At 67.5% G+C, this 10,952-nt stretch carries 11 protein-coding genes; 6 read left to right on the forward strand and 5 right to left on the reverse strand.

The features are described 5' to 3' along the window. Position 1 precedes the first annotated feature (1 nt). From ACTDI4_RS03965 to ACTDI4_RS03985, 5 genes are all read right to left on the reverse strand, one after another. Complete coding sequence (locus ACTDI4_RS03965; RefSeq protein WP_442839921.1) at positions 2-799, reverse strand: ABC transporter permease; 798 nt, start codon at positions 797-799, stop codon at positions 2-4. Further along, the gene (locus ACTDI4_RS03970; protein WP_442839922.1) at positions 796-1,650 is read right to left on the reverse strand and encodes an ABC transporter permease; all 855 of its coding nucleotides are present in this window, start codon (positions 1,648-1,650) and stop codon (positions 796-798) included. Before ACTDI4_RS03970 ends, ACTDI4_RS03965 begins: the two co-directional genes overlap by 4 nt. Continuing rightward, positions 1,647-2,684, reverse strand: coding sequence for an ABC transporter ATP-binding protein (locus tag ACTDI4_RS03975; protein ID WP_442839923.1), 1,038 nt, complete (start codon positions 2,682-2,684; stop codon positions 1,647-1,649). The genes ACTDI4_RS03970 and ACTDI4_RS03975 overlap by 4 nt, the downstream gene beginning before the upstream one ends. Positions 2,685-2,853: 169 nt before the next feature. Beyond that, the gene (locus tag ACTDI4_RS03980) at positions 2,854-3,942 is read right to left on the reverse strand and encodes an ABC transporter substrate-binding protein (protein WP_442839924.1); all 1,089 of its coding nucleotides are present in this window, start codon (positions 3,940-3,942) and stop codon (positions 2,854-2,856) included. A gap of 98 nt (positions 3,943-4,040) precedes the next feature. After that, complete coding sequence (locus tag ACTDI4_RS03985) at positions 4,041-5,423, reverse strand: MATE family efflux transporter (protein WP_442843257.1); 1,383 nt, start codon at positions 5,421-5,423, stop codon at positions 4,041-4,043. Between the two features lie 179 nt (positions 5,424-5,602). On the opposite strand from ACTDI4_RS03985, the gene ACTDI4_RS03990 reads away from it, so the two are divergent. The 6 genes from ACTDI4_RS03990 to ccoP all read left to right on the forward strand — a co-directional run bounded on the left by ACTDI4_RS03990 (position 5,603) and on the right by ccoP (position 10,917). Then, on the forward strand, positions 5,603-6,859 hold the full coding sequence (locus ACTDI4_RS03990) for an aconitase X (protein WP_442839925.1): 1,257 nt from the start codon (positions 5,603-5,605) through the stop codon (positions 6,857-6,859). Then, complete coding sequence (locus ACTDI4_RS03995; RefSeq protein WP_442839926.1) at positions 6,856-7,284, forward strand: aconitase X swivel domain-containing protein; 429 nt, start codon at positions 6,856-6,858, stop codon at positions 7,282-7,284. Before ACTDI4_RS03990 ends, ACTDI4_RS03995 begins: the two co-directional genes overlap by 4 nt. A gap of 135 nt (positions 7,285-7,419) precedes the next feature. Then, positions 7,420-9,030, forward strand: coding sequence for a cytochrome-c oxidase, cbb3-type subunit I (ccoN, locus tag ACTDI4_RS04000; protein ID WP_442839927.1), 1,611 nt, complete (start codon positions 7,420-7,422; stop codon positions 9,028-9,030). A 10-nt stretch (positions 9,031-9,040) separates the two neighbouring features. After that, a complete protein-coding gene (gene ccoO, locus ACTDI4_RS04005) occupies positions 9,041-9,772 on the forward strand; it encodes a cytochrome-c oxidase, cbb3-type subunit II (protein ID WP_442839928.1) in 732 nt (243 codons plus the stop codon). Between the two features lie 123 nt (positions 9,773-9,895). Next, positions 9,896-10,054: a cbb3-type cytochrome c oxidase subunit 3 gene (locus tag ACTDI4_RS04010; protein ID WP_442839929.1), complete on the forward strand. Its 159-nt coding sequence runs from the start codon at positions 9,896-9,898 to the stop codon at positions 10,052-10,054. Next, entirely contained in the window at positions 10,051-10,917 is an 867-nt protein-coding gene (ccoP, locus tag ACTDI4_RS04015) for a cytochrome-c oxidase, cbb3-type subunit III (RefSeq protein WP_442839930.1), read from the forward strand. The genes ACTDI4_RS04010 and ccoP overlap by 4 nt, the downstream gene beginning before the upstream one ends. Positions 10,918-10,952: the final 35 nt, after the last annotated feature.

The raw sequence follows: 10,952 nt of genomic DNA on the forward strand, positions 1-10,952 counted from the left end.
GCTACTCCTGCGATCCCATGGCGCCCAGCAGCCTGCGGATGTCGCCGAAGGCGGCGATCAGGCCGAACACCACTGCCGCCAGGGCCACGAAGAACACCGACACCGAGGCCATGGTCGGCGTGTAGCCGTAGCGGAGCGCGTTGAAGATTTTGATCGGCAGCGTCTCGGTGGTGAAGCCGATGGTCATGTAGGCCACGATATATTCGTTGAGCGAAAGCACGAAGGCGAAGGCGTAGCCGGAGACCAGGTAAGGCAGGATCAGCGGCAGCACCACGGTGCGCGCTATCGTGCGGTCGTCGGCGCCCATGGTGGCGGCCGCCTCCACCAGCGAGCGGTCGATCGCCGCGAAGCCCAGCGAAAGCGTGACCAGCGGCAAGGTCACGAAGAAGATGGCGTGGCTGATGATGGCGGTGAAGAACTGGCCGAACAGTCCGACCGTCGCCCAGAAGGACAGGAAGCCGAGCGCGGTGATGACCGGCGGCAGGATGAAGGGCGCGATCCCCAGCAGGCGGAAGACGTTCGCCCACGGCGCGATGCGCCGCCACAGGAACCAGGACAGCGGCAGGGCGATCGCCACCGCGATCGCAGCGGACGTGACGGCCAGCGTGAGCGAATGGATCAGCGCCGCACGCCACTCCGGGTCGGTGAAGATCTGCGCATACCAGGCGGCCGAGAAGCCGCGCGGCGGAAAGGTCAGCTCCTGCCGCTGGTTGACCGACACGCCGGCCACCACGATGAGCGGTGCGGCCAGGAACAGCCCAACGGCGACGAAGAAGGCGCGGCGCAGCAAGGTGTTCACGATGCCTCCTCCCGGCGTCCGATCAAAAGGGTGAGCCCCACCAGCGCCAGCGAGATCAGCACCAGGAACACCGCCATCGCCGCGGCGAAGGGCATGTTGGACTGGTAGATCGCCTGGTCGGTGATGAGCACCGAAAGCGTCCAGTGCTGGGGCCGGCCGAGAATCTGCGGCAAGAGGTAGGAACCCAGCGCGAAGACGAAGACCATGATGAGCGTGGCCACGATGGAATTGCGCAGCGCCGGCGTCACCACGTTGAAAAAGGCCTGCAGCGGCGAGCAGCCCAGCGTGCGCGCTGCCTCCAGCAGCGTCGGGTCGAGCCGCACCAGCGCCGGATAGAGCACCAGGATCGTGTAGGGCAGCGCCTGGTAGACCATGCCGGTCAGCACCGCGCCGAAGCTCGGCAGCAGCGCCACCGGCTCGTCCATCAGGCCGAGCGCGACGAAGATGTTGGTGATGCCGGCGGTGCGCGAAAACAGCGTCGACCAGGAAAAGCCGATGATGACCTCCGACAGCGACAGCACCGAAAGGAGGCACACCAGCCACACCGTCTGCACCCGGCGCGCGCAGCGGGTGAGCAGATAGGTGAAGGGGAAGCCGATCGTCACGCAACAGATTGCGACCAGGATCGCCAGCATCAGCGAGAAGCCCAGCACCGAGCCGAAGAAGGCGGTGAGGAAGCGCGCATAGTTGTCGAGCACGAAATCCGGCTTGTAGAAGCCGGCCGGGTCGCGGCGGAAGAAGCTCACCGCGATCATGATCGAGAACGGCGCCACGAAGAACACCGTGAGCATCAGCGCAGGGAATGCCAGCGGCGCGTAGTCGGCGGCGGTTCTGGGCGGCTCGCGCCTCATGACTTCAGCACCACGCAGCTTTCCGCCGGCAGCGCGATGCCCACCAACTGGCCGACGCTGACGTCGGGTCTTTCGCGCGGCGTGGCAACCGCCACGATGGTGGCGGAGCCCGCCTGCACGAAGGTCTCGATGGTGCCGCCGAGATCGCGCACGAAGGTGACGTTGCCGTCGAGCGCGCCCGCGCCGGGGGCGACGATGCGCACGTCCTCCGGCCGTACCGAGAGGGAGGCCTTGTTGGCGCCGGCGGGCAGCTTCAGCCCCGGCACCGCATGTCCCAGCACGGTGGCGCGGCCCGCATTGTCGGCCTCCGCCGGCAGCAGGTTGGTGATGCCGATGAAGTCGGCCACGAAAGCGTCCGCCGGCCGCCGGTAAATCTCGGTCGGCGGCGCGGCCTGCAGGATGCGGCCGTTGCCCATCACCACCACCAGGTCGGCCATGGTCATGGCCTCGCGCTGGTCATGGGTGACGACGATGGTGGTGATGCCGAGCCGCTGCTGGAGCTGGCGCAGTTCCACCTGCATGGCCTCGCGCAGCTTGGCGTCCAGCGCCGACAGCGGCTCGTCGAGCAGGAACAGTTTCGGCGAGAGCGCCAGCGCGCGTGCAATGGCGACCCGCTGGCGCTGGCCGCCGGAAAGCTTGGCCACCGGCCGGTCGGCGAAGCCGGTGAGATGGATCAGGGTAAGCAGTTCGTCGACCCGCTGCTTCTGCTCCCCTTTCGAGGCGCCGCGGATGCGCAGCGCATAGGCGATGTTGTCGCCCACCGAAAGATGCGGAAACAGCGCCAGCGACTGGAACACCATGCCGAAATTGCGCTTGTGGGTCGGCACGTCGGTGATGTCGGCCCCGTCCAGCGCGATGGTGCCGCTCGTCGGCTCTTCCAGCCCGGCGATCATCCTGAGCAACGTGGTCTTGCCGCAGCCGGACGGCCCCAGCAGGCACACGAAGGTGCCGTGCGGAACCGACAGGCTGACGTCGTCCACGGCGCTGAAGTCGCCGAAGCGCTTGGTGACGGCATTGATGGAAAGGCCGGGCATTGCTTCTCCAAAATCTCCGGTTCCGGATGTTCCCCGGCGGCGAGGGCCTCGCGCCGATACGGGAAGTGGCAGCGGCTTATGGGGGGGAGGGGGAACGCAAACCCGCTCCTCCTCCCGCGGCCTGTCACCGTGCCGGCGGCACGATGGATCCGCTACGCGAGCCGGCCTCTCAGCCGACGATCAGCTCGGTCCATTTCTGGTTGATCCAGTCGGCCTTCGACACATAGAGGTCGTAGCGCGGGATGATCGGCTCTATCTCGGACGACACCGCCGCGAATTCCTTGTCGGTCAGGTCGAGCACCTTGCGCTCCAGCGTCGGCGCGGTGCCGACCTTGCGCGACATCAGGCCCTGGATCGAGGGCTGCGTCATGTAGTCGATGAAGGCATGCGCCTCGTCGACCTTCTTGGACGCCTTCGACAGAACCCAGTTGCCGGAATCCTGGATGCCGCCTTCCTTCGGGAAGGTCGAGCGGACATGGAAGCCGTCGGCGATCGCGAGGCCGGTGACGTCGTGGTAGTATTGTCCCATCGGGATTTCGCCCGATTTCAGCGCCTGCTCGAACTGCGCCTCGTCGCGATACCACAGCCGCACATTCGGCTTCACCTCGGCCAGCTTGGCGAAGGCCTTCTCCAGGCCTTCTTCGGTGTCGAGGGCGTTGGAGCCGCCCATGAAGGTCTTGGCGGTCACGTCCAGCAGGAAGGAGTTGGAGGCCAGCGCCAGCAGGCCGAGCTTGTCCTTCTTGTCCTCTTCCCAGAAGGCGGCCCAGGAAGTCGGCGCCTCCTTGAACACGTCGGTGTTGGACACCAGCGTGATGTACCAGGCCACGGCGCCGATGCCGGCGACGCGCCCGTCCGGATATTTGTTGATGAAGCGCGGCAGAAGGTCGTCGTAGTGCTTGAACTTCGAGGCGTCGAGCGGCGTCCACAGCTCGCTGGCCTGGCCCTTCAGCGTGGCCGTCTGCGACATCATCGAAAGGTCGGCCGGCGCCTGGCCGGCGCGCGCCGCCTGCTCGAGCTGCACCAGCCATGCCTCGCCGGTGGGTTCGGCCACCGATTCCACCGCAATGCCGGTCGCCTTGGTGAATTCGGGGAAGATGTGCTCGTCGAACGACTTCTTGAAATAGCCGCCATAGACGCCGACCTTGAGCGACTTGTCCTGCGCGCGCAGCACGGCCGGCATGGCCAGCAAGCCGGCCGCGGCGGCGCCTGCGGCCAGCACATTGCGCCGGCTGATCCTATTCTCCAGCAATTTCCTCATCGTCTTCTCCGCTTCTTCCGGCCCCTGCCGGTGTTGGTCCATGATGTCTATACGCTTTTTCCGTTCGTCCGTCTCGCCCGGAGCAGGCATTGCGCGGGTCAGGCGCGGTGCGGCCGGAACGCGGTCCTGACCCTGCGCCGCAGCATGCCGAGCAGGCTGAAGCCGCGCACCAGCAGGAACACGTGCAGCGCCGCCCAAAGGCCGTGATTGCCCAGCAGGGGCGCCAGCGCCAGCAGCGCGGCGACGAAGGCGGCGAGCGACAGCAGCATCATGTTGCGCATGTCGCGCGACCAGGTGGCGCCGATGAAGATGCCGTCCATCTGGAAGGCCAGGACGCCGCTCAGCGCGGTGAAGGCGGCCCAGGGCAGATAGACGGCCGCCTCCGTCCTCACCTGTGGCGCGGTGGTGACGACGGCGACGAGACCGTCGCCGAAGGCCAGCAGCGCCGCGGTGGCGGCGCCGGCAAGGCCGAAGCCCCACCACAGCGTAAGCCGCACGGCCCGGCGGAACGAGGCCGGCGCGCCGGCGCCGATGGCGCGGCCGGCAAGCTGCTCGGCGGCGGTGGCGAAGCCGTCCAGGAAGTAGCCGGCGATGAGGAAGAAGTTCATCAGGATCGCGTTCGCCGCCAGCGTGACCGTGCCGAACTGCACGCCCTGGCGGGTGAACAGCGCAAAGGCCGCCAGCAGCGAGAAGGAACGGATCATGATGTCGCGGTTGAGCGACATCATCGCGAGCAGCGCCGGCAGGTTCAGTATGTGCCGCGGCGACAGGCGCGGGCCCGCGCGGAAGCGGCGGCCGACGATGCCGAGCCCGAGCAGCATGGCGACGGCCTCGCCGCCGACCGTGGCCCAGGCCACGCCCGCCACGCCCCAGCCGAGCTTGAGGCCGAGCAGCAGGCTGAGCGCGATGTTGATGCCGTTCAGCACCAGTTGCAGCAGGAGTCCGAACGAACCTTCGCCCCGGCCCAGCACGTAGCCGAGCACGGCATAGTTGACGAGCGAGAACGGCGCCGCCAGCAGACGGATGCGGATATAGGTGTCCATCGCCTCGTTGACGCGAGGCTCCGCGCCCATGAACCATTTGCCGGCGGCGGCTATCGGCGGCGCGCAGGCGGCAAGCACCAGGCCGACCGCCACCGCGATCAGAGCCGCGCGCCAGAAGACGGCCCGTTCCTCCAGCTCGTCGCCCCGTCCGTAAGCCTGCGCGACCAGCCCGGTCGTGCCGGAGCGCAGGAAGTTGAAGGTGGTGAAGACGACGTCGAACACCAGCGCGCCCGCCGCCAGGCCGCCGAGCAGGGCCGCATCGCCGAACTGGCCGACCACGGCCGTGTCGACGATGCCCAGCAGCGGCGTGGTGAGATAGGCGAGCGTCATCGGCACCGCGATCGCCAGCACGAGGCGGTTGGTGACGGAAAAGGGCCGCGCGCCCGTCGACGACGCCTGGTCCAGGGCGATCCTCCTGTGCTTGACCTGTCCGAGCATGTGCGCCGCCGCGCCGTTTCCGGCAACCGTTGCGGCGATGCGGCCAACAGAATTCCGTCGCTGGAACAGCCCTTCCGCCGTTTCTGCCGAACTGCCGCGATTGACCTGGCCTGCGGGGGAGGCAATGTAGGGCGGGCCGGACACGGCGATGCCGCGCCGCGCAGGAAGGACCATGTGACATGGCGCTGTCGCTGACCGCAGCCGACCGGGCGATGCTGAATGGCGAGGCGGGCGGGGCCGCCGCTTTCGCCATGCAGGTCCTCGCCGCCTTCGCCGAAGCGCTGGGGGCCGCGTCGCTCATCGACATTTCCCGCGCCCATATCGACGGATGCCTGTATCACGGCCAGGCCAGCCTCGATTTCGTCGAGCGGCTGGTTTCCGGCGGCGGCAGGGTGCGCGTGCCCACCACCCTCAATGTCGGCTCGCTCGACCTCATCCATCCCGAGATCATGCGCCTGAGCGCCGGGGAGCAGGCGCCGGCCCGGCGGCTGATGCGGGCGCATGAGGAACTGGGCTGCCAGCCCACCTTCACCTGCGCGCCCTACCAGACCCTGTTCCGGCCCGCCTTCGGCGAGCAGATCGCCTGGGGCGAATCCAACGCCATCGTCTTCGCCAATTCGGTGATCGGCGCGCGCACCAACCGCTACGGCGACTTCATCGACCTGTGCTGCGCCGTTACCGGCCGCGCGCCGGCCTGGGGGCTGCATCTCGACCGGAACCGGGCGGGCCGGGTGCTGTTCCGCCTCGCCGGCTTTCCCGCCTCGCCGGAGCCCGCCGACACGCTCTACGTGGCTGTCGGGCTGCTGGTCGGCGAGCGCGCCGGCGAGCGGGTGCCGGTCATCGAGGGTCTGCCGCCGCCGCGCGACGAGGACCAGTTGAAAGCGTTGGGCGCGGCCGCCGCCTCCGCCGGCGCGGTGGCGCTGTTCCATGCCGTCGGCATCACCCCGGAGGCGCCGACGCTCGCCGACGCCTTCGGCGGACTTGCGCCGCAGGAGGTGGTCGAGATAACGCCGCCGGACGCGGCCCGCGCCCTGCGGCAACTGTCCAGCGTGCCGGACGGCTCCGCCATCAGCGCCGTCTGCCTCGGCACGCCGCATTTCTCGCGCGCCGAATGGGACCGGCTTCTGGCCCTGCTGCGGCGTGCCGGCGCGGCGAGCAGGGTGCCGATCTACGTCAACACCGGCCGCGCCACGCTGGCGGAACTGGAGCGGCAGGGCGAGCTGCGCGACGCCGATGCCTTGAACCTCGTTCCCGTCGCCGACACCTGTACCTATGTCACCGCCATCCTGAAGAAGCTGGACGGGGCGGTGATGACCAATTCCGGCAAGTGGGCGCACTATGCGCCGGGCAATATCGGCGTCGAGGTGGCCTTCGGCGCGCTGGAGGACTGCGTGGCCTCCGCCGCAGCGGGCCGCGTCATACGGAGAGTGCCGTGATTCGCGCGGCGAATGCCTATGCGGCGGGCGAGGCGGAAGGCGTTGCGCTGGTGCTTTCGCAGGAGCTGAGCTTCTGGGGCGGGCTGGACGCCGCCACCGGGCGCATCATCGACCGCTCGCATCCCGACCTGGGCAAGGCGATGACCGGCCGGATCCTGGTCATGGCCGGCGGGCGCGGGTCTTCCTCCTCGTCCTCGGTGCTGGCCGAGGCGATCCGGCTGGGCACCGGCCCCGCCGGCATCGTGCTGGCCCGCCCCGACCCCATCATCACCGTGGGCGCGCTGGTGGCAGCCTTGCTCTACGGCACGCGCTGCCCCGTGGTGGTGTGTCCCATCGACGGCATCGCCACCGGCGATCGCCTGCGGATTGCCGGCGCCGGCGCTGGTGCCGCGAAGGTGGAACGCCTGGCGACCGCCGGCGGCTGACCGCCTTTCCCCATCCACCGCCGCCTGTGCGCGGCGCCGTTTGACATGGATCAAGGCGCGATCTCGCGCCCTGCGGAATGGCTCTCCGCAGGGACCGCGTCCGTGCGGTCCTACGGAGAGCCGTGGGGACGTTCGATGAAATACGGAACCGAAATCGTTGTGTTGGGCATTGCCGCGTTCCTGGCCCTGGCCGGGGCGGGCTTCGGCGTCGACGCACCGTTCCGCGCCCATATGTGGGTGCTGTTCTTTGCCCTGACGGGCGGCACCATCGTGCTGCTGCGCAATGTCAGCTTCGCGCCGCAGCGGGCGCCCGATCCCTCCGCCTATATGGACGGCCCGATCCGCTACGGCGCCATCGCCACCGTGTTCTGGGCCGTGGTGGGCCTGCTGGTCGGCGTCGTCATCGCGCTGCAGCTGGCCTTTCCCGACCTCAACGTCCAGCCCTGGTTCAATTTCGGCCGCCTGCGGCCGCTGCACACCTCGGCGGTGATCTTCGCCTTCGGCGGCAACGCGCTGATCGCGACCTCGTTCTATGTTGTGCAGCGCACCTCGCGCGCGCGCCTGTTCGGCGGCAACCTGGCCTGGTTCGTGTTCTGGGGCTACCAGCTCTTCATCATCATGGCCGCCACCGGCTATCTGCTGGGCATCACCCAGAGCCGCGAATATGCCGAGCCGGAATGGTATGTCGACATCTGGCTGACGATCGTGTGGGTGGCCTATCTGGCCGTGTTCCTGGGGACCATCGTCAAGCGCAAGGAACCGCACATCTACGTCGCCAACTGGTTCTACCTGTCCTTCATCGTCACCATCGCCATGCTGCATGTGGTGAACAACCTGGCGGTGCCGGCCTCCTTCCTCGGGTCCAAGAGCTATTCGCTGTTCTCGGGCGTGCAGGATGCGCTTACGCAATGGTGGTACGGCCACAACGCCGTGGGCTTCTTCCTCACCGCCGGCTTCCTCGGCATGATGTACTACTTCATTCCCAAGCAGGTGAACCGGCCGGTCTATTCCTACCGCCTGTCGATCATCCACTTCTGGGCGCTGATCTTCCTCTACATCTGGGCGGGGCCGCACCACCTGCACTACACCGCCCTGCCCGACTGGGCGCAGACGCTGGGCATGGTCTTTTCCATCATGCTGTGGATGCCTTCCTGGGGCGGCATGATCAACGGCCTGATGACGCTTTCGGGCGCCTGGGACAAGCTGCGCACCGACCCCATCGTGCGCATGATGGTGATGGCGGTCGCCTTCTACGGCATGGCCACTTTCGAGGGGCCGATGATGTCGATCAAGGCGGTCAACTCGCTGTCGCACTACACCGACTGGACCATCGGCCACGTGCATTCCGGTGCGCTGGGCTGGAACGGGCTGATCTCCTTCGGCGCCATCTATTTCCTCGTGCCGCGCCTGTGGAACCGCGAGCGGCTCTATTCGATCCGCATGGTCAACTGGCACTTCTGGCTGGCGACCCTCGGCATCGTCATCTACGCGGCGTCGATGTGGGTGTCGGGCATCCAGCAGGGCCTGATGTGGCGCGAATACGACGAGCAGGGCTTCCTGGTCTATTCCTTCGCGGAGTCGGTCGCGGCCATGCATCCCTACTACATCATGCGCGCCTTCGGCGGCGGCCTCTATCTGGCTGGCGCGATCCTGATGGCCTGGAACGTGGCCATGACAATCCGCGGCCGCCAGCGCCAGGAAACCCCCATCGGCGGCTTCCAGCCCGCCCTGCAGCCGGCCGAATAGGAGCATTCTCATGGCCTTGTTGGACAAGCACGCAATCCTGGAGCGCAACGCCACGCTGCTCCTGGTAGGCTCCCTCCTCGTCGTCACGGTCGGCGGCATCGTCGAGATCGCGCCGCTGTTCTATCTCCAGAACACGATCGAGAAGGTGGAAGGCATGCGGCCCTATTCGCCGCTGGAGCTGGCCGGGCGCAACATCTATATCCGCGAGGGCTGCTATCTGTGCCACTCGCAGATGATCCGGCCCTTCCGCGACGAGGTGGAACGCTACGGCCATTACAGCCTGGCGGCCGAATCCATGTACGACCACCCCTTCCAGTGGGGGTCCAAGCGCACCGGGCCGGACCTTGCGCGCGTCGGCGATCGCTACTCCAACGAATGGCACGTGCAGCATCTCGTCGAGCCGCGCTCGGTGGTGCCGGAATCGATCATGCCGAGCTACGGCTTCCTGAAGGACAATCCGATCGATCCGAAGGGCTTTTCCACGCAGCTCGTGGCCAATGTCGACGTGGGCGTGCCCTACACCGGCGAGATGGTCGACAACGCCGAGGCCGACCTGATGGCGCAGGCCAATCCGAACGCCGACACGTCGGGCGTGGAAGCGCGCTATCCGAAGGCCAAGCTCGGCGATTTCGACGGCAACCCGCAGCAGGTCACGGAGATGGACGCGCTGGTGGCCTATCTGCAGATGCTCGGCACGCTGGTCGATTTCTCGACCTACGACGAAGCCGCCGGCTACCGCTAGACCATGATGTCGAAAAGTGTGAAGCGGTTTTCGGACGACATCATGGTCTATCTGATTGATTTTGCCGCATGTGTGCGACGCCAAGTGACTCCACTTGGCTGCAACATGCTCTAGGAGGGCAGGATGGAAACCTACACCGCCATGCGCCACTTCGCCGACAGTTGGGGGCTGCTCGCCATGACGCTGTTTTTCGTCGGGGTGGTGCTGTTCGCCTTCCGCCCCGGCACCCGCAGCAAGGCCGAGGAGGCCGCCCGCATTCCGCTGGAGGACGACCGCAAATGAGCGACAAGCATATCGACGAAGTCTCCGGCGTCGCCACGACCGGCCACGAATGGGACGGCATCCGCGAGCTGGACAATCCCATGCCGCGCTGGTGGGTATGGAGCTTCTACGCCACCATCGTGTGGGCGCTGGCCTACACCATCGCCTACCCGGCCTGGCCGATGCTGACCTCCGCCACCAGCGGCCTGCTCGGCTATTCCAGCCGCGGCGCGGTCAAGACCGAGCTGGTCGCGGCGGAAGCCGCCAAGGACAAATATGTCGAGGCGGTCAGGGCCAAGAGCGTCGCTGAGATCGAGGCCGACGAGACGCTGCGCGAATTCGCCGTCGCCGCCGGCGGCGCCGCCTTCCGGGTGAACTGCGTGCAGTGCCACGGATCGGGCGCCGAGGGCTCGAAGGGCTTCCCCAACCTGAACGACGACGACTGGCTGTGGGGCGGCTCGCCCGACGAGATCTACAAGACCATTGCGCACGGCATCCGCTTCGCCACCGATCCCGACACCCATGTCTCCGACATGCCCGCCTTCGGCGAAATCCTCGAGCCGAAGCAGATCGCCGAGGTCAGCGCTTTCGTGGCCAGCCTCTCCGGCAGCCCGGTCAAGGACCCGTCGATGGTCGAGCCGGGGCGGCAGGTCTACGCCGACAACTGCGCCTCCTGCCACGGCGACGACGGCAAGGGCAACCGCGAATTGGGCGGGCCGAACCTGACCGACGGCATCTGGCTCTATGGCGAGGGCGAAGCGGCCATCGCCGCGCAGGTGCGCAACCCGAAGATGGGCGTGATGCCGGCCTGGGGCGCGCGGCTGGGCGACGTCAAGGTCAAGGAACTGGCCGTGTTCGTGCATTCGCTGGGCGGCGGGGAATAGCCGAGGGGGGCGTTCCAGCCGCCCGGGCGACGAGG

The sequence above is a fragment of the Mesorhizobium sp. PUT5 genome, from assembly GCF_052216645.1.
Lineage (GTDB): Bacteria > Pseudomonadota > Alphaproteobacteria > Rhizobiales > Rhizobiaceae > Mesorhizobium.